This is a genomic window from Bradyrhizobium sp. SZCCHNRI1009, from assembly GCF_032487575.1.
Taxonomy (GTDB): Bacteria; Pseudomonadota; Alphaproteobacteria; order Rhizobiales; family Xanthobacteraceae; genus Bradyrhizobium.
Map to the genome: position 1 here is coordinate 417432 of NZ_JAUEUL010000002.1, position 18628 is coordinate 436059.

An 18628-nucleotide genomic window follows, 5' to 3' on the forward strand; every position below is an offset into this window, starting at 1 on the left:
ACAATGTAACATCGCAAGGGGGCTTCACACCTGTCAATCAGCGCACTGCGACGGCGGGTGGAATCCCCGTCGCTGTGCCCTTCGCGCCACGTCGCACGAGGCGGTGGCGCGTGCTCGTGTCGTTGTGTCAGCGACCCTCGCGCAGCCAGGTGGCGGCGAGCGCGCCGAGCAGCAGCAACAGGCCGATCACGCCGGCGAACATCGGCAGCACGCCGACGCCCTTGACGACGCTGGCGTCGCGCATCCGCACGCCCATCCAGCCGTCGCCGCTGAACAGCGTCGATGACCTGACGGGGACGATGCGCGGCATGTCGATGCCGGATCCGTCGGCGATGCGGCGGGCGTCGCCGCCGGTGGCCTGTGCCAGCGGCTTCAGCGTCTCGGTGGTCGAAGTGACCTCGGAGAATTCCTTCGGATTGGTCGGGCCGACATTGATGAGCGCCTTCAAGGTGCCGTCCGTGGCCTGCCACAGGCCGAGCTCGTTGGCCGGCAAGGTCGCGCGCCATTCGCCGGGATCGCCCTGGCTCAACGTCAGCTCACGCGTCTGGCCGGACGGCGAAGTCACGGTGACCGGCGGCACGGTGTCGCCCATGGTCTGGCGGATGACGGCGAGATCCTTGCCCTGGATCTGGAGTCGCAGCGCCTCCTCATCCAGGTCAGGCTGCTGCATCAGCCAGTGCGACGTGCGTCGGAGCAGGTCGAGATGCGGACCGCCGCCCTCGTAGCCGCGCGCCCACAGCCAGATGTGGTCGGATAGCAGCAGCGCGACGCGGCCGGCGCCGAAGCGCGACAGCAGCAAGAGCGGCTTGCCGTCGGCGCCGGTCATCACCGGCGGGCTGACCGCATTGCGCGTCTCGACGGTGCGGAAGAAGCGGCTCCAGCGCGGCGGCTCGGAGCCCGAGCCTTCGAGGCCGCGCGTCACCGGATGCCGTTTGCCGGCGTCGGACAGATGCGCATAGAACGGCTTCTCGGTGACGCCGACCGGCTCGGCGGGCAGCACCGAGTCGAGCGGTGTGCGCCAGATGCTGGTGTTGGAGGCGTAGTCCGGGCCGGCCGAGACCAGCACCGCGCCGCCATTGCGCACGTAGCGCGCGATGTTGTCGAAATAGGCGACCGGCAGCACGCCCTGGCGGGCATAGCGGTCGAAGATGATCAGCTGGAATTCGTTGATCTTCTGCTGAAACAGCTCGCGGGTCGGAAACGCGATCAGCGACAGCTCGTTGATCGGGGTGCCGTCCTGCTTCTCCGGTGGCCGGAGGATCGTGAAGTGGACGAGATCGATGCTGGCGTCTGACTTCAACAGGTTGCGCCAGGTACGCTCGCCCGAATGCGGCTCGCCCGACACCAGCAGCACGCGCAGCTTGTCGCGGACGCCATCGATCGAGACCACCGCGCGGTTGTTGACGAGGGTCAGCTCGTTGTCGAGCGGCGAGGCTTCGATCTCGACGATGTTCTGACCTTCGTGCTTGACGTCGACGTCGACATTGGCAGCCTGGCCGCTGGTCAAGGTGCGCTCGCTGATGACCTCGCCGTCGCGGCGGATCACGACCTTCGCGCTGGCGCCCGCGATGCCCTGATCATCGAGCCGGAAGCTGATGGTCTGGGGCTGGCCGACGATGCCGAAACGAGGGGCCGCGGTGATCGCGACGCGGCGGTCACGCTCGGCCTTCTGGCCCGTGATCAGGGCCTGCAGCGGAGCCTGGAAGCCGAGCGCGGCGAGGTTGCCGGGAATGTCGTGCACGCGGCCATCAGTGATCATGAAGGCGCCCGCGACCCGATCGACGGGGACGTCCGACAGGGCCGATGTCAGCGCGCTGAACAGATGCGTGCCGTCGGTCTCGCCGTCCGCCTGGCCGGCATCGACCACGCGGACCTCGAGGCCCTTGATCTTCTTCAGGCTGTCGACCAGCGACTCCTGGGCCGCCTGGGTCTGCTTGTTGCGGTCACCGAAATTCTGGCTCGGGCTCTTGTCGACCACGACGGCGGCGACCGAGCTCAGCGGCTCGCGGTCCTCGCGCGTGAACTGCGGATTGGCCAGCGCGAGCGCGATCAAGGCCAGCGCGGTGACGCGGATCCAGGCCGAACGCGAGCGGCCGAGCAACAGCAGCGCCGCGATGACGACGATCGCGCCGATCGCGAGCCACAGCACGATCGGCGGGACCAGAGGTGTGAACGCGATGCCGTAGTTCATGAGGCAAACTCGCAGTTGTCGTCATGCCCGGCCTCGTGCCGGGCATCCACGTCGCGCAGCGTGCGCCGCTGGTCGTGGATGGCCGGGGCAAGCCCGGCCATGACGGCTATGGGTTTGGCGCGACCTTCGCGCACAGCTAATTTCATTGCCCGAGCCGTTCGATCAGCGCCGGTGCGTGCACTTGATCAGCCTTGTAGTTGCCGGTCAGCGTGTACATCACGATGTTGACGCCGGCGCGGAAGGCGAATTCGCGCTGCCGCGGCTCGCCCGGAACCATCGGCAGCATGGCCTGGCCGTCGGGGCGGATGGCCCAGGCACCGGCCAGATCGTTGGAGGTGATGATGATCGGCGAGACACCGTCGCCGCCGCGCGCCGGGCGCGAGGCGCTGTCCTCGTCCTCGTCCTTCGGCAGCGCCTCGACCCAGGTCTGTCCTGTGGTGAAGCGGCCGGGGAAGTCGCGCAGCAGGTAGAACGTCTTGGTCAGCACGTGCTCGCGCGGCACCGGCTCGAGCTCGGGCACATCGAGCGACGACAGGATCTCGCGCAGCGACTGCATGCCCGGGGTCTGCTGCGCGCCGTTCTCGCCGGGGGGCGCCTCGACCGCGTCGCGGGTATCGAAGATCACTGTGCCGCCCTGCTTCATGTAGGCATCGATCTTGTTGATCGCGTCCTGCGGCGGCTTCGGCACGCCCGGCACGATCGGCCAGTAGATCAGCGGGAAGAAGGCAAGCTCGTCATGGGCGGGATCGACGCCGACGGGATCGCCGGCTTCGAGCGCAGTCCGCTGCGCCAGGAACAAGGTCAGTCCGGTCAGCCCGGCCTTGACGATGGAATCGACGTCGGCATTGCCGGTCACGACATAGGCAAGCCGCGTCTGCGACACCGCGCGCATCGCGAAATCATCGCTTGCCGCATCGGCGCGCGCGGTGGTCGGCATTGCGACGGCGAGCAGGGCGCCGGTTGCAAGCACCGCAAGCGCGATGGACGCGGGTGCTGCACGTCGCCGCCGTGCGAGCGAGGCCAGCGCGCCGCCGAGGAGAGCGACGATGACCGCGTCGATCAGGAAAAGCAGCAGTGCGGTCGACAGCAGGATGCCCCGGAGATCGCGCGGCTCGGCGGTGGTGTAGCTGGCGCGGTTGGCGCGCAGCGCCGACGTGTCGAGCTGAAGAATGCGATCGGCGGGGCTCAGCGTGTTCACTGCGGTGGGTCCCTCGGCTGGGCCATAGAATCCGGGCGGATGATCCAGCGAAGCCCGGTCGTTGAAATCGGCCGGCAGCGGCTTGGCGGTCGAAGGCGGCGGTCCGAAGGCGCCGAAGCCGTCGAGGATGTGCAGCGGTGCCAGCGTGGCCTTGGCGGTCTCGCCGGCGGGACCCGGTCCCGGCGTCGAGGTGTAGCCGGACATGTCGACGATGCGGCGGAGCATCTCGACCATCGCGCCGGACATCGGCAGATCGGACCAGCGCATGTCCGCGCTGACGTGGAACAGCGCGATCAGGCCTTTGCCGCGATGCTCGCCGGTGACGAGCGGCGTGCCGTCCTCCAGCGATGCCCAGCTCTTGGTCGCCAACACGGCGTCGGGCTCGGCGAGGACCTGGCGGTTGACGGTGACGTCCTTCGGCACGGTGATGCCGGCGAACGGGCCGTCGGCAGCAAACGCTGCCAGATGCTGCGGCTTCTCCCAGGTCAGGCTGCCGCCGAGCGTGCGGCCGCCGCGGCGCAGCTTGACCGGCACGAGATCGTCGTCGCCTTGCGCGAGGCGCGGTCCGGCGAAACGGACCAGCACGCCGCCGTTCTCGATCCAGCCGTTGAGCCGGTCGCGCAACTCCGGAGACAGCGTGCCGACATCGGCCATCACGATCATCGGCACCTTCTGGTCGAGGAATTGCGTGATGACCTGCTGCGGCGCACCGCGGTCGCCGAGCCGGAGATCGGCGAACGGCGACAGCGCGCGGGTGAGGTAGAAGGTCGGGGCGAGCAGCGGCTGCGCGGTGTCGCTGGTGGCGCCGGAGACGATGCCGACGGCGCGGCGGCGCCAGCGCTTGTCGAGCAGCTGTACGGCTCCAGCCGAGCGCTCGCCCGCGATCTCCAGCCGCGTGATGTCGTTGCGCAGCTCGACCGGCAGGTCGAAGCTCGCCTCGGCGTCGTGCGCGCCGGCGGCGAAGCTGAATTGTGCCTCGCCGAGCGGCGAGCCCTTGGCATCGAGCGCGCGGACGATGCCACCGGGAACGGAGAGATCGGCGCGCAGCACCTTCACCGTCATCTTGGCGGCGGCGTTCTCGGCACCGGCGAGCGCCAGCGGCGAGGGCGTGCCGCCTTCGAACACCGTCAGGCTGCGGTCGCCGATGGTCTTAGCGAGACCCGTCACGAACTCGCTGCCGCGGCCGGGATCGACGCCGTCGGAGAACCACATGATCTCGGCATCGCCGGTCGCCTTCAGGAAGCGATCGAGCTGCGGCAGCGCATCGGCGCGCTCGGTCGTGTAGGCCTTGGGCGTGATCTGGCGCAGCGCGACGCGCGCCGCGCCGGCCGCCATCAAGGTGAGGTCACGCGCGGGCTCCGACAGCGGCAGCAGCGCGACGCCGCGGCGGTCGGCATCGGCATTGGCGATGATCTCGTCGGCGGCCCTGATGCGGGTGTCCCAGCTTGCGGCCGCGCTCCAGCTGTCGTCGAGCAGCAGCACCAGCGGCGCCTTGCTGCCGACGGCCTCGGTGCGCGGATTCCAGATCGGGCCGGCCGCGGCGAAGATCACGAGCGCCGCCGCGATCAGCCGCAGCAGGGTCAGCCACCACGGCGAGCGCGACGGTGTCTCTTCCTTGGGCGTGATGTCGAACAGGAGGCGGGTCGGCGGAAACTCGATCCGGCGCGGCCGCGGCGGCATCACCCGCAGCAGCCACCACAGCACCGGCAGGCTGACGAGGCCGGTCAGCAGCAGCGGTTCGGCGAACGACAGCGGCAGGCCCATCATGCGCCGAGCCCTCCGGGGCCAGCGCCCACTTTGACGCCGCCGCGCGCGCCGACCTTCGCGGTCGTCATGCCGGCGTGCAGGAACAGCAGCAGCTCGGCGGCCGAGCGGCTGGTGGTGTGGGTGGTGAACAGCCAGTCGAGCCTGCCGGTCTCGGCGCGGATCTGGTCGCGATGCAGCGCCACGCGGGCGACGTAGTCTTGCGCCCAACTCTCGGCGCGGCCGGCGGTGATCACCTCGCCGCCTTCCGGCTCGACGAACTCGACGCGGCCGGAATAGGGGAAGGTCTCCTCGGCGGGATCGACCACCTGCACCATCGTGCCGTGTGCGCCCGACGCGGACAGGCCGGCCAGCATGGTGCTGATCTCCGAGATCGGCGACCAGAAGTCGGACAGCACGACGATCTCGGCGAGCGCCGAGGGGACGAAGGAGGGCGGCAGGCTGGGCCTGACCGCCTCATCGTGCAGCATCGCCTGCGCGATGCGGTCGATCACGTTGCGGCTCGCGGTCGGATTGATCAGGCCGGGAATGCCGACGCGTTCGCCGCCGGCGACCAGCAGCTCGGCCAGGGCGAAGGTCACGATCAGGGCGCGCTCGAGCTTGCTGTCGCGCGCGCCTTTCGACGCGAACGCCATCGAGGGCGAGCGGTCGGGCCAGATCCACACCGTGTGCGCGGCCTCCCATTCCTGCTCGCGGACATAGAGATGATCGTCGCGCGCAGAGCGGCGCCAGTCGACGCGCTGCGACGGCTCGCCGGAAACGAAGCGGCGATATTGCCAGAAGCTTTCGCCGGAGCCGGCGCGACGACGGCCATGCAGACCATGGATCACGTTGGCGGCGATCTGGCGCGCTTCCAGCACGAGACGCGGCAGCGACGATGCCAGCGTCCGGCTTTCGCCATCGGCACGCCGTATCGCGAGAATTTCCTTGTCGGCGTGCCCCGTCGCTGCGGCCATCAGCCAATCCGGCTCTTCAGTTGGCGGATCACGTCCGGAATGGTGCGTCCCTCGGCGCGCGCCGGGAAGGTCAGCGCCATGCGGTGCTTGAGCACGGGCTCGGCGAGATCGAGCACGTCGTCGATCGAGGGCGCGAGGCGGCCGTCGAGCAGCGCGCGCGCGCGCACCGCGAGCATCAGCGATTGGCTGGCGCGCGGACCGGGGCCCCAGGCGATCAGCTTGCCGGCCTCGCCGGCCTCCGGACCGGGACGCGCCGAGCGGACCAGCGACAGGATCGCCTCGACGACGGAATCGCCGACCGGCAGCCGCCGCACCAGCCGCTGCGCGGCGATCAGTGCGTCCGCCGTCATCGCGCCCTTGGCGGCACTCTCCTCGGCGCCGGTGGTCTCGAACAGGATGCGGCGCTCGGCGTCACGATCGGGATAGTCGACGTCGATCTCCATCAGGAAGCGGTCGAGCTGAGCCTCGGGCAGCGGATAGGTTCCTTCCTGCTCCAGTGGATTCTGGGTCGCGAGGACGTGGAAGGGCTTGGGCAGGTCATGGCGGGCGCCTGCAACCGTGATGTGCTGCTCCTGCATGGCTTGCAGCAACGCCGACTGCGTGCGCGGGCTGGCGCGGTTGATCTCGTCCGCCATCAGGAGTTGCGCGAACACCGGGCCGGCGATGAAGCGGAACGAGCGCTTGCCGCCGGCACTCTCGTCGAGCACCTCGGCGCCGAGGATGTCCGACGGCATCAGGTCGGGCGTGAACTGGATGCGCTTGGCATCGAGGCCGAGCGTGACGCCCAGGGTCTCGACCAGCTTGGTCTTGGCAAGGCCGGGGACGCCGATCAGCAGCGCGTGGCCGCCGGACAGGATGGTCACCAGCGTGTTTTCCACCACGCGGTCCTGGCCGAAGATGACGCTGGAGATCGCATCCTTTGCCGCTCGGATCTGGCCGGAGACCTGTTCGGCCGACCGGACGATCGCATCCTCGAGCTTCTCGGCACTCTCAGCCATTCCCGTCGCTCCTTCTGCCCCGCGTCTTCGACTTTCGGACGGACGTTCCGCTCCAGTTTGCCGGGGAAGCGGATGCCAATCTATGCGAAGGCGCTGTATTCGTTGAGTTAAACTATCCCCATATTATCGGCATTACGGGGTATTGACGGCATCACGTTATGGCGACCTTACCTGACCTGCAGGGCCGCCAGGAACTTTTGCACAGACGACGGCGATGGAATCTTGCACCAATCGTGCCAAGGTGGACGCAAACTCAAGGCAAACCATGGCGAAGCAAGGGCAGACCACCGACAACGGACTCGACACCGCCAACGGACTCGATCGGCTGACGTCGGCGGCAACGCAGGCCGGCACGTCCGCAAAGGGATTGCCGCCGGTGCATTTGTGGAATCCGCCATTCTGCGGCGATCTCGACATGCGAATCGCCGGTGATGGTAGCTGGTACTACATGGGCACGCCAATCGGGCGGCCGGCGCTCGTGCGGCTGTTCTCGACCATCCTCAAGCGTGAAGGTGACCGCTATTTCCTGGTCACGCCGGTGGAGAAGGTCGGCATCCGCGTCGATGACGCTCCCTTCACGGCCGTAGAAATGCGGACGGAGAGCGATGCGCGCGGACCGCTGCTGCGATTCCGCACCAATGTCGATGATTGGGTCGCATGCGATGCCGCGCACCGGCTGCGCTTCGAGCCCGGCGACAGCGGCGGCCTGACGCCCTATCTGCATGTGCGGGCCGATCTCTGGGCCAAGGTGACCCGGGCGCTGTACTACGAGCTTGTTGACATGGGCGAGGAGCGGATGATCGATGGGCGTGTCATGTTCGGCGTGGGGTCCGGCGGCGCGTTCTTCCCCATGGCCGATGCAGAAGAGGTGAGGGCGGCGCTTTGAACCAGCCCATGGTGAGGAACGGGGCCGCCGCTGTGGTCAATTCAGCGGATTTCTTCGCGCGGGGCCGCGCGCGGCTGCGCTTCGACGTTCCGCAGGCCCTGCTCGATCCCGATGTCATTCCGGCCAGCGGAGATTCCGGCACCGACCGCATGCTCGAGATCATCTCCCGCGAGCAGCCGATCCGCCCCGCGGCAGTGCTGATCCCGGTGGTCGACCATCCCGAGCCGACGGTCCTTTTGACCCAGCGCTCGCCGAACCTCTCGAGCCATGCCGGACAGATCGCCTTTCCCGGCGGCAAGATCGACGTCACCGATGCCTCGCCGCTCGATGCCGCCCTGCGCGAGGCCGAGGAGGAGGTCGGGCTCGACCGCAGCTTCGTCGACCCGATCGGCTATCTCGACGTCTACGGCACCGCGTTCGGCTTCCGCATCCTGCCCACGGTGGCGCGGGTGCGGCCCGGATTCACGCTCAAGATCAACGCCGGCGAGGTCGACGACGCCTTCGAGGTGCCGCTGGCCTTCCTGATGGACCCCGCCAATCATCAGCTGCATTCCAAGGAGTTTCGCGGCATGGAGCGCTCGTATTACGCGATGCCGTTCGCCGAGCGCTACATATGGGGCGCCACAGCCGGCATCCTTCGGGTCTTGTACGAACGGATATGTCGGCCATGATCCGTGGCGTGTTGACGGAAATCGGAATTTTCCTCATTCCTTTTGCGGTTTATGTGTTGTTCTTGCTCGCGACCAAATCGGGGCTGTTGGTGCCGGCCAGCTGGCCCTTTCATCTGATCACAAAATTGACGGTGGCGGCGCTGGTGTTGGTGATTGCAAGTCTGGTCCTGCTCGCCGAGTTCTCCGGCGCGCCGCCGCGTTCGACCTACGTCCCCGCTCATGTCGAGAACGGCAGGCTCGTTCCAGGGGTCGAGAAATGATCGACGCGCGGGTGCTGCACGCGCCCTGGCTCTCGTCCGGTCCCGCCGCGCGCGTGCTCGCGCTGCTCAATTGCGACGGCGAGGAGGCGCGGGTGGTCGGCGGCGCCGTGCGCAATGCGCTGCTCGGCATCGCCATCGGCGACATCGACATCGCGACCACGGCGCTGCCGGCGGAGGTGCTCCGGCGTGCCAAGGCGGCGTCGATCAAGAGCGTTCCGACCGGCATCGACCACGGCACCGTGACCCTCGTGCTCGAGGGGCATCCGTTCGAGGTCACGACGCTGCGCGAGGATACCGAGACCTTCGGCCGCAAGGCCAAAGTCGAGTTCGGCCGCGACTGGGTCGGCGACGCGCACCGGCGCGACTTCACCATCAACGCGCTCTCCGTCGGGCCGGACGGCGTGGTGCATGATCACGTCGGCGGTCTCGCCGACATCGCCCAACGCCGCGTGCGCTTCATCGGCGATCCCGCCCAGCGCATCGCCGAGGATTATCTGCGCATCCTGCGCTTCTTCCGCATCCATGCGGCATTCGGGCATGGCGCCCCTGATCGCGAGGGCTATCTGGCCTGCATCGCCGGCCGTGGCGGGCTTGCGACGCTGTCAGCCGAGCGCGTGCGCATGGAGATGCTGAAGCTGCTCGTCACCGACGGCGCGGTCGGCGCCGTCGCGGCGATGGCGGATGGCGGGTTGCTGACGGCGATCCTCGGCGGCGTCGCCTATCTCGGTCCGTTCGCCGCGATGATCGGCATCGAGCGCGAGCTGGAGCTGCCGCCGAGCGCGGTCCGCCGTCTTGCCGCGCTCGCGGTCGCCGTGACCGAGGATGCGCGCCGGCTCGGCGTCAGGCTGAAGCTCTCCAATGCCGAGACCAAGGCGCTCGACGGCATGGGCCATCGCTGGTGGCGGTTCGCTTCCGCCGACGAGGCGCGGGTCCGGCGTCTGCTGTATCGTCTCGGCGAGACCGTCTACCGCGACCGCCTGATGCTCGGCTGGGCGCGGGCGCGCGATCGCGGCGACCGGCGATGGCGCGAGCGTGCGCTGTTGCCGCAGCGCTTCACGCCGCCGAAATTGCCGTTGAAGGCGGCCGATTTCATCGCGCGTGGGGTTGCGGAGGGACCGCTTCTCGGTCATGTGCTCACCCTCGCAGAGGATGCCTGGTTGGCTGCGGACTTTCCGCTCGACGAGGCATCGCTGAACGCGATCGCCGACCAGGCGGCGGCGCGCGTCAATCGCGACGGACGTTCATGAATTTTCTGGCAGGCTTTGCCGACATCTCGCTCTCGCAACTCCTGCTCGTCGCCGCCGTCGCCCTGTTCGCTTCCATCATCGGCGGTCTTGCCGGCTACGGCACCGGCGCTCTCATGCCGCTCGTACTGGTGCCGATGGTCGGCGCCGAACCGGTAGTGCCGATCATCGCGATCTCCGCGATCCTCACCAACCTCAGCCGTGTCGTTGCCTATATCAGCCACGCCGACCGTGCGCGCGCCGGAATCGTCATCGCGGCGGCAGCGCTCACGACCGCGCTCGGCGCCTACGGCTACACGCGACTGACCAATGCCGGCGCGGCGTTCGTGATCGGCACGATGCTCATGATGAGCGTTCCGCTGCGGCGGATCCTGCGCAAGCGCGAGGTCCGGATCGGCAATGGCGGGCTTGCCGCCGGCGCGGTCGGTTATGGCGTGCTGGTCGGCGGCACCTCTGGTTCCGGCGTGATCCTGCTGTCGCTGCTGATGGCCGCCGGCCTCGAAGGCGCCGCGGTCATCGCCACCGATGCGATGATCTCGGTGGCGACGGGCGTCATCAAGATCTCGGTGTTCGGCCTCGCAGGCGTGGTCACGGCGCAGGTGCTGGCCTTCGCCCTGCTGATCGGCGCGGTCGCGGTGCCCGGCGCGTTCCTCGCCAAGGCCTTCGTTGCCCGCATGCCGGTGCACATCCACGCCGCCATCCTCGATGCCGCCGTGATCACCGGCGGCGGCGTGATGATCGCGTCGGCCGTGCGAAGCCTATGGCCTGCAGTCTCGCCGTAGCCGGCATGCCGGCCGATCCAAGCTCCATCCCGTCGTCAACCAGATCGATCGGCTCCGCGTGGGGGCTGGTTCACGGTGTTGCCGTTCGACGGACGGTCCGGTCTACCGGAGGAAGCTCAGGTAGGAAGCGAGGGCGTCAATTTCAGCGGGGCCGAGCGAGCGGGCGACGATCGGCATCGGAGTACCCGCTCCGGAATGATAGCCCTGGCCCCACTGCTCGAGCCGGATCTTCAGGTAGGGATAGGCAAGGCCTGCAAGGCGAGGAATCTCACGCACGCCCTCCGCGTTCGGTCCGTGACAAGCGTAGCAGGACGCGATGTTCGCCTCCGGAATTCCCTCGAGGAAAATGGTCTTGCCTCGTGCGGTCAGGTTTTTGTCGCCGTCGTTGGCAGGCTTCGGCGCAATGGATGCGAAATAGGTCGCAAGGTCGCGCGCCTCCAGCGGCCCGAGCGTCGCGACAGCGCTCCACATGTACTGCCTGGAAAATGGTTCGTCGCGTGTGTGCTCGCGAAAGCTCTTGATCTGGCTCTCGAGATATTCCCGACGCTGACCAGCCAGCCGCGGCGCGACCGTGTATCCTTGTCCCGCTGTGCCATGACACCACGTGCAGTTGCGAACCTGGGCAGGGCCGTCCTCCCACGCGGACGCGGGCGCGATTGAGCCGGTGATAGCCAGAACCACGATTGTCCAACCGATGCGCTTCATGTCCACACGCCTTTGGGCCCTGAGGTTCTTGGACGCCTTGCTTCGAAGCGGGGCTCCCATCATTGCAAATGACTGACATAGGCGGCAACCGCTTCGGCCTGAGACCGCGTCAGGTTGTGCGTGATCTGCCCCATGACTGCCGATGTGCCGGCGGCCGATTCCTGACCTCGCACCTTCGACCATCCTGTGAGCTGGCCGACCGTGTAGTCGTAGAGCTGACCGGCAAGACGCGGAATTTCGTTCTGGCCCTTGCCGTCCGTGCCGTGACAGGCTGAGCACGCCGGCACGTTGGCTTCCGGAATCCCCTCATCATAAATTCGCTTGCCGATTGCGGGAGAGCCGTGCGGCGGCTCTCCGAGAGGCTTCGGATCGAGCTTCTTGAAATGGGCGGCCAGGGCCGACACCATCGCTGGGCTCAGCACGCGGGCGACGTTGGCCATGACGGGATTGCTGCGCCTGCGCTCGATGAAGGCTCGCAGTTGGTTCTCGATGTATTGCGGCTGCTGGCCGGCCAGCCGCGGCATTGGAAAATATCCACGATACCCTTGGCCCGACAGCCCATGGCAGGTCATGCAATATTCCAGCTTGGCCTCGAAGCCTCCCCTTACCGTCTCGCCGCGCTCCTCTGCTCGGACCACAACGGCGAATGCCGCGGCCAGAATGATCGCCGGCAGGGCCGTGCGAAGGCCGATCATCCGACGCAATCGCGTCCGCTTCGCTGCAGGGAATTCGATCATCACCAACCGTTCGCCCCGATGTGAAAGTTCAGCCCCGCCTTGACGACCTGGATGTTCTGCCTGACATCCACGCTGCCGAGGAACGCGTTGGTCGCGTCGGACATCGCCACCGTGCGATGTCCGAATTTGTAGTAGTCGTATTCGATGCTGACAGACCAATGCTGCGTGAACGCCCATTCAACGCCGCCGCCCGCCGTCCAGCCGAAGCGGTTTTCCAGTCCCGTGAAGCCGAACGGCGTGCCGACGAAAGAGCCGGAGACGTCGTACCGGTCGGATGCCATGGCCGCGCCGCCCCTCGCATAGAGCAGCGCGTCGTCGAAGGTGTAGCCGATCCGTGCCGTCACGCTGGCAAGGAAATCGGTCTTGGCTCGCACCAATGCCGTATCGGGGTTGCCGAGCGGGAGCGCCACGTTCGTGGAGCGTTCCATGGTCGAGCCCGACGCGGCACCTTCGATGCCGGCCACCCAGGACGGAGCAAACTGGTAGTCACAGCCGATCTGCCCGCCGATCACCGCGCCGGCAGGGCCCGGGTTCACGCTGGTGACACCGGGCGTGGAGCCCGCTCCCCCAAAGGAATCCTGCACCAGTTGGACCGGATCGGTGATGGCTTTGCGGGCGAAGCCACCGCCGAGATGGCCGCCGAGATAGCAGCCGGTCCAATTGAATCTTGCCGCGAAGGGTGTCTCAGTCTTGCGTGGCATGTCGGCGGCGACAGCAGGGCCGGCAAGCGTCACCGCCAGGGGAGTGAGATGTGCGAGCAGCAATCGTCTCATTCGACCAACTCCGTCTGCGACCAGACCTGCCTACATGGCAAGCCAGGCATGAAGGAACAGCGTGTTGTTATCGTGCGCACCGATCGTGGTGCCGTCGAACTTGTTGTAGTAGGTATATTGCAGGCCAATACGTGCATTGAACCAGGGCCAGCCAATCGACTTGCTCGCGCTGAAGGGAATGTAGGCGACCTCGGCAGTCCAGCCGTTGCTGTTCGGCGTCATCGCCATCCCGGTGTTGGGATCGGTTCCGAACAGCCCGGCATCGGCGGTGCCCCAGATGTTGAAATATTGGCCGGTCAGAACGATTCTGTTGTCGTTGCCGTAGGCGAACGAGGCCTGGAGCTTCATGCTGTTGAGCAGATTGGTCGGATTGGCCGCGGCCAAATTGGCAAAGCTCGCATCCAGCCTCTGAAACTCGCGGATATAGCTGCCGCGCAATGTCAGCCAGTAATTGTCGCCTTGATATTGGTATTGCGTGTCGAAGCCGATATCCGTGAACCTGTTCGACTGGGGCAGGGTTGCCGTCGTTCCCGTGGCGAAGCTGGAGTCGAGCCACGGGTGGACGTCGAAATACATGCCGAACGTGCCGATCATGAGCGAATGCCGGCCCCAATGCGGCTCGAGCGCGACACGCCAATAGGGCGCCACGCCGCCGAACAGGCCTGGGCCGTCGAACGGATTCATGCCGAGTGAATTCTGCTGGCCGAAGCCGAGGGTCTTGTACGCGGTGAACTCCAGATAGAGCAGGTCGTTGATCGAGGTGTAGGCGCCGACGCCGCCGACGCGCGCGGCAAAGGCGCCCTCGATCATCGTGCTCGCGCCCGGCGTTCCCGCAAGCGACGAGACCGCGTAGGGAAAGGACCATGCCGGCGTCGTATTCCACAGGTCCTGGACGGTCGGATTGTTGTTGGCGGTGATGCCGTAGACGAAGTCGATCGGACCGAAATTTCCGGTGCTCGCAAAACGGACGTCGGCATTGTCCCAAGACCAGGTATGCTTGAACTGATCCGCCGGCGTTCCCGAGAACGCGGACAAGGGATCCGGCCCGCTGTAAGTGACCTGGGCAAAGGCGCCGACGTGATCCGTGATGGCGCCACCCCAGAAGGCGCTGAAGGGTGACAGCACCACGTTGTCGTTGGCCTTGTAGGGATCAGTCGGCGGTGCCACGGTTGCCGCCTGAGTATGGGTGTAGCCGACGATCGCCATCAACGAGACGGGTGGGACGTAGACTTTGCTGTCGTCCGCCGCGGGTGGATTGATCGCCTTGGCGTAGCCGCGCAGCTTGTCGAGCTCGGCACGCGCATTGACGCCGCCGCTGGACGAAAACGGGGTCGTGCGAAATTGGCCGCCACCGGCCGTGTACCCCAGCAGCTTGAAGCGTCGTCCGTAAGGGGTCAGCGACGGGAAGTCGGTATGACAGGTGCCGCAGGGCTGCCCGGTCTGGCGCGCGAAGCTCGGCAATGCCTGCGCAGGCGGAGCAAAATAGATCGTCAGCCAGAGCGTCGCATACAGGATTGCTGCTACCGAGAGCAGCCTCGAGCTTCGATAGGAGCGAAGGAAAACACAACATCTGGCTCGCATCGCGCCATCCCATCTGCTCGCAGCACGCCGTTATCACGGTCATGATCAACGAGGACAGCCGAGCTAAAACTGAAGCGCAAAAGTCGACTGTTCAAAAAAGAACAGCAAATTGGATTTGAGACGTGTGAGGCGTTTTCGCAACATAGATTGGGCGTAAACAAAGCAAAGTTGCAGCACGCTGCGTTGCCGCAAGGATTTGCGAGTTACTTGGCGTCCATCATCGGAGGGCGATCATGAAGGTCACTGAACTGACACCGGCGCTGCTGACGGCAGTTCTCGTTGCGGGCGTCTCAGGGGCGAGCTTCGCACAAGACAAGAGCGCCCCCGTTTCTGCGCAGGAGCTCAAGGCCAAGACGGACTACTGCAAAACATGTCACGGGCTATCCGGACAGGGGTTTCGTGGATCGTTTCCGATGCCGCGGCTCGCGGGGCAGCAACCCGAATACGTCAAAAATCAACTGCAGGCCTTCATCGAACGCCGGCGGACCAATCCCGTGATGTTCAACGTGGCGCATGTTCTGACTCCGGCGATGGTCACAGCGTTGTCGGCGTACTTCAAGGATCTCGTCCCGAAACCCTTGGGAGGGGCGCCCAGGGACTCTCTGGCGGCTGGAGCGAAAATCTATGAAGAAGGCGTTCCGGCCGCCGATGTACCGCCGTGCGCGTCCTGCCACGGACCGGACGCCAAAGGTGCCGATGCGTTTCCGCGCCTGGCCGGCCAGCTCCACGACTACATGATCAAGAAGCTGACGAACTGGGACAAGGAGCGCGGCCAGGACAAGGCCAATCCCGACAGCTCGGCGGTCATGGAACCGATCGCCCATAAGCTGACGCAGGCGCATATCAAGGCCGTCGCAGCCTATCTCAGCACTCTTGAATGATCCTGGCTTGCAGTACGGACAGCTACAAGCCTAACACCGAGGCGAGGAGGGCGACATAGACCACGATCTTCCGGCCATGGCTGTCGTAGCTGATCAGTCCTTGCTCGCGAAACCTGTTCATGAAGGTGCTGATTCTCGATCGGGTCGTGCCGACCATCTCTGCGAGCACTTCCTGACTGAGGTTGATTTCGTTCGTACGATCACCGTCGCGACCGGCGTCGGCAAGAACGAGCAGAAGCCGCGCGAGACGTCGCTCGCTCAAGTTCAGCAATTGGTCGCCGAGATCCTCCTCGAGCCTGGTAGTCCGCGACAACAGATGCGCGAGGAAGAACGCCGAGAACTTGGGCTCTGAGCCGAGCGTCGAGAGCATCACTTCCTTGGAGACGGAGGTGATCAGGCAGTCATCGAGGGTGACGATCGTTGCGGTCCGAAGGCGTGTGTCCCTAAGGCAGGGCTCCCCGAAGAACTGGCCTTCTTGAAGGATCCCGACGATGGCTTCCTTGCCGCGGTTGGAGAACGTCGCGACCTTCACGCGTCCCTTGCGGATGTAGCACACGCTGTCGGCGGGGTCGCCTTGGGCGTGGATCTGCCAGCCCGCTGGAAAACGTTCGAGCCTGACCCCGGCGCCGGGTTTGGCGAGAAACGCCTTTGGATCAAACCCCGCATGCGAATTCTGGTCGAGCGGTGCATCTGACATGACATCGAAATTACCGCTTGGCGTATCGGATAGCGAACGCTGCCATTCATAGGTCCTGCGTAAGCATGTTCGTTGCGACAGATCAAGATGACGCAATTAAAGATTGCGTTGCAGTTGCAAGTTGCAGTGCCGGCGTCGCTGCATCAGGACTGGTTCACGCGGCCATGCTGGAATGCAAAAGCCATATCCGTCGCTCCTCGCCGCCGCGCGCCGGACGCGGGTCGATCCGACGGAACAGGGTTCGGCGCTGTGCGCACCGGCACTGGACGCGGCGCGGGCTCGGCAGCTGCTCCATGGAGGCGCGGCCCTGCGCAATGCGCTGATATCTGGAACAGGCCTGACCGTCCGGGTCGCCGCGTCACGCCACCTCGGTGTCCGGCGAGTTTTCGGATCGTCTCAGCGCCTTGGTTTCTGCTTGCGCCACGATTGAATCGAGGGTTGCGACGGCGCAGGTGGTCACCTCGTCGATCGGCGGGACCATGCCGCCGGAGGCGAGCTCGACCCGGTTGCGGCCCTTGTGCTTGGCGCGGTACAGCGCGCCGTCGGCGACGCGCAGGATCTCCGTCAGGTCGAGGCCGGCCTCGGGATAGGCGGCGACGCCGACCGAGATCGTCACTCGCGGCAGCATGCCCTCGCCATAGCTGATGTTGAGCGCCTCGACGCGGGCGCGCAGCTCCTCCGCGCGCAGCGCGGCCTCCTCGATTCCGCAGTTCGGCAGCATGACGACGAACTCCTCGCCGCCGAGGCGGCAGGGCACGTCGTCGCCGCGGAACGTGGCCTTGAGGATCTCTCCGACATGGCGCAGCACGGTGTCGCCGGCTTCGTGACCGTGATTGTCGTTGAACGACTTGAAGTGGTCGATGTCCAAGGTCACCACGCTCAGCGGCGTCTGATTGCGCGCGGCGCGCAGCAGTTCGCGGCGTGCCGTCTCGATCAGATAGCGGCGATTGTTCAGCCCGGTCAGCGTATCGCGTAGCGACTGGTCACGCAGGCCTTCGCGCAGCTTCATGTTGGCGATGGCAATCGACAGGTGCTCGGCGCAGGCGAGCGCGAGGCGGGCCCGATCGGCGAAGCGCGCCTTGGCCTCGGCCGCGGTGTCGCGGTCGTCGAAATTGTAGGCGACGTGCAGCAGTCCGACAGTCTCGCCATGGGCCAGGATCGGGATGCAGCAGTAGTTCTCATTGGTCTCGTGGTGCACGTGGTCGCAGCGGAATTCGACCTCGCTCGTGCCATGGACGTAGACATGGCCGCGGCGCAGGCTCCAGCAATCGTCGGGGTGCAGGGTCCGGGTGGGCAGCGTGCCGTTCCATTCGGCGGCCAGTTCGAGCACGTCGCGGCTGTCGGCGTAGATGTAGAGCGCGCCCGTGCATTCCGGCATCAGTCCGCCGAGCACGGTCGAGATCATCCCGTAGAGCTCGCTCTCGGACTTGGCCGACTGCAGCCATTCGCTGAGCTCCGAGAGGGTTCGTGTCGCCGCGTTCAGGCGTTCGTTCTCGACCAGGCTCTTGCGGAACACGGCCAGCGCCCGCGCCATCATGCCGAGCTCGTTGCTGTGGCCGGCATAGGGAATCTCGGTCTGCAGCTCGCCCCTGGCGATCGCCTCCATGCTGCGGGTGATGCGGAAGATCGGCATCGAGACATCGTGGACGACGAACAGCAGCGTCGCCAGCCCGATCAGCACGCTGACGCCGTTGACCGACCACAGCACCAGGCGAAACACCTGGGCATCCAGCGTCGCGCTCTCGATCGCGCTGTCGGCGCGATGGTCGGCGAGCCTGATGCCGTGTCCGATTGCATCGACCACGGCCTGGAAGACCGGCGGCGTTTCGATGTTGACGACATGCTCCAGGCGGTCGCGGCTCGCCCCGACCTCCGGCTCGAGCATCACCGCCTGCTGCTTCTGGTACAGGTCCCATTTGTTGACGAACTCGTCGAACGCCATCTTCAACGGCGCGTCGGTGCCGATCGTGTCCTGGAAGCGCGCGATCTTCGCATCGACGTCGGTGGTGCGGCGTCTCAGCTCCTGCTCGGACGCGGCGCGTGGCTCGGCCGCGGTGGAGAGGGCTGCGCGGATCGCGACGAGATGGGTGTGGGCGATGCTGACGTTGAGATCACCCAGGGTGTGAATCTTCGGCAGCCGGTCGCGGTTGATGTTCTCGATCGCGTCCTGCAGCGCCGACAGCCGCATCGTCGCCATGACCGACACGCCGGCGAGGATCGCCAGCAGCAGGAAGACGGACGTCAGGAGCGAGTTCTTGATCGACACGCCCAGGGAGATCTGCGGCAGATTGAGAGCCATGACAC

At 66.2% G+C, this 18628-nt stretch carries 17 protein-coding genes; 6 read left to right on the plus strand and 11 right to left on the minus strand.

Annotation, left to right across the window (positions count from 1 at the left end; translation table 11 throughout):
- Positions 1-127: 127 nt before the first annotated feature.
- Genes QX010_RS05460 through QX010_RS05480 form a run of 5 tightly spaced genes read right to left on the minus strand, consistent with a single transcriptional unit; the run spans position 128 to position 7107 of the window.
- Positions 128-2191: a hypothetical protein gene (locus QX010_RS05460; protein WP_316178116.1), complete on the minus strand. Its 2064-nt coding sequence runs from the start codon at positions 2189-2191 to the stop codon at positions 128-130.
- Complete coding sequence (locus tag QX010_RS05465) at positions 2188-2337, minus strand: hypothetical protein (RefSeq protein ID WP_316178118.1); 150 nt, start codon at positions 2335-2337, stop codon at positions 2188-2190. Before QX010_RS05465 ends, QX010_RS05460 begins: the two co-directional genes overlap by 4 nt.
- Positions 2334-5156, minus strand: coding sequence for a DUF4159 domain-containing protein (locus tag QX010_RS05470; protein ID WP_316178120.1), 2823 nt, complete (start codon positions 5154-5156; stop codon positions 2334-2336). Before QX010_RS05470 ends, QX010_RS05465 begins: the two co-directional genes overlap by 4 nt.
- Positions 5153-6109 (minus strand): DUF58 domain-containing protein, encoded by a 957-nt coding sequence (locus tag QX010_RS05475; RefSeq protein ID WP_316178122.1) that lies wholly within the window; start codon positions 6107-6109, stop codon positions 5153-5155. The genes QX010_RS05470 and QX010_RS05475 overlap by 4 nt, the downstream gene beginning before the upstream one ends.
- Positions 6109-7107 (minus strand): MoxR family ATPase, encoded by a 999-nt coding sequence (locus QX010_RS05480; RefSeq protein ID WP_315802772.1) that lies wholly within the window; start codon positions 7105-7107, stop codon positions 6109-6111. Before QX010_RS05480 ends, QX010_RS05475 begins: the two co-directional genes overlap by 1 nt.
- A 265-nt stretch (positions 7108-7372) precedes the next feature.
- Here QX010_RS05480 and QX010_RS05485 point away from each other — a divergent pair, with 265 nt between their 5' ends.
- Genes QX010_RS05485 through QX010_RS05505 form a run of 5 tightly spaced genes read left to right on the plus strand, consistent with a single transcriptional unit; the run spans position 7373 to position 10950 of the window.
- Positions 7373-7993 (plus strand): DUF1285 domain-containing protein, encoded by a 621-nt coding sequence (locus QX010_RS05485; RefSeq protein ID WP_316178124.1) that lies wholly within the window; start codon positions 7373-7375, stop codon positions 7991-7993.
- 8 nt (positions 7994-8001) lie between these two features.
- Positions 8002-8664, plus strand: coding sequence for a CoA pyrophosphatase (locus QX010_RS05490; RefSeq protein ID WP_316178126.1), 663 nt, complete (start codon positions 8002-8004; stop codon positions 8662-8664).
- Positions 8661-8924: a DUF6111 family protein gene (locus QX010_RS05495; RefSeq protein ID WP_315802775.1), complete on the plus strand. Its 264-nt coding sequence runs from the start codon at positions 8661-8663 to the stop codon at positions 8922-8924. Before QX010_RS05490 ends, QX010_RS05495 begins: the two co-directional genes overlap by 4 nt.
- Positions 8921-10171 carry a CCA tRNA nucleotidyltransferase gene (locus QX010_RS05500; RefSeq protein ID WP_316178128.1) on the plus strand — a complete coding sequence of 417 codons (1251 nt, stop codon included), beginning with the start codon at positions 8921-8923 and terminating at the stop codon, positions 10169-10171. The genes QX010_RS05495 and QX010_RS05500 overlap by 4 nt, the downstream gene beginning before the upstream one ends.
- Complete coding sequence (locus tag QX010_RS05505; protein WP_316178130.1) at positions 10168-10950, plus strand: TSUP family transporter; 783 nt, start codon at positions 10168-10170, stop codon at positions 10948-10950. The genes QX010_RS05500 and QX010_RS05505 overlap by 4 nt, the downstream gene beginning before the upstream one ends.
- A gap of 102 nt (positions 10951-11052) precedes the next feature.
- Here QX010_RS05505 and QX010_RS05510 read toward each other — a convergent pair whose 3' ends face one another.
- The 4 genes from QX010_RS05510 to QX010_RS05525 are packed head-to-tail and all read right to left on the minus strand — an operon-like array spanning position 11053 to position 14626.
- Positions 11053-11655, minus strand: a complete 603-nt coding sequence (locus QX010_RS05510; RefSeq protein ID WP_316178133.1) for a c-type cytochrome — start codon at positions 11653-11655, stop codon at positions 11053-11055.
- 59 nt (positions 11656-11714) lie between these two features.
- A complete protein-coding gene (locus QX010_RS05515; RefSeq protein WP_316178462.1) occupies positions 11715-12392 on the minus strand; it encodes a c-type cytochrome in 678 nt (225 codons plus the stop codon).
- Positions 12392-13165, minus strand: coding sequence for an outer membrane protein (locus QX010_RS05520; RefSeq protein ID WP_316178134.1), 774 nt, complete (start codon positions 13163-13165; stop codon positions 12392-12394). The genes QX010_RS05515 and QX010_RS05520 overlap by 1 nt, the downstream gene beginning before the upstream one ends.
- Before the next feature lie 30 nt (positions 13166-13195).
- Positions 13196-14626, minus strand: a complete 1431-nt coding sequence (locus QX010_RS05525) for a cytochrome C (RefSeq protein ID WP_316178135.1) — start codon at positions 14624-14626, stop codon at positions 13196-13198.
- A 353-nt stretch (positions 14627-14979) separates the two neighbouring features.
- On the opposite strand from QX010_RS05525, the gene QX010_RS05530 reads away from it, so the two are divergent.
- Entirely contained in the window at positions 14980-15627 is a 648-nt protein-coding gene (locus tag QX010_RS05530; RefSeq protein ID WP_316178137.1) for a c-type cytochrome, read from the plus strand.
- 22 nt (positions 15628-15649) lie between these two features.
- Here QX010_RS05530 and QX010_RS05535 read toward each other — a convergent pair whose 3' ends face one another.
- On the minus strand, positions 15650-16324 hold the full coding sequence (locus QX010_RS05535) for a Crp/Fnr family transcriptional regulator (RefSeq protein ID WP_316178139.1): 675 nt from the start codon (positions 16322-16324) through the stop codon (positions 15650-15652).
- Positions 16325-16682: 358 nt separating this feature from the next.
- Positions 16683-18623 carry a diguanylate cyclase gene (locus QX010_RS05540; RefSeq protein ID WP_316178141.1) on the minus strand — a complete coding sequence of 647 codons (1941 nt, stop codon included), beginning with the start codon at positions 18621-18623 and terminating at the stop codon, positions 16683-16685.
- Positions 18624-18628: the final 5 nt, after the last annotated feature.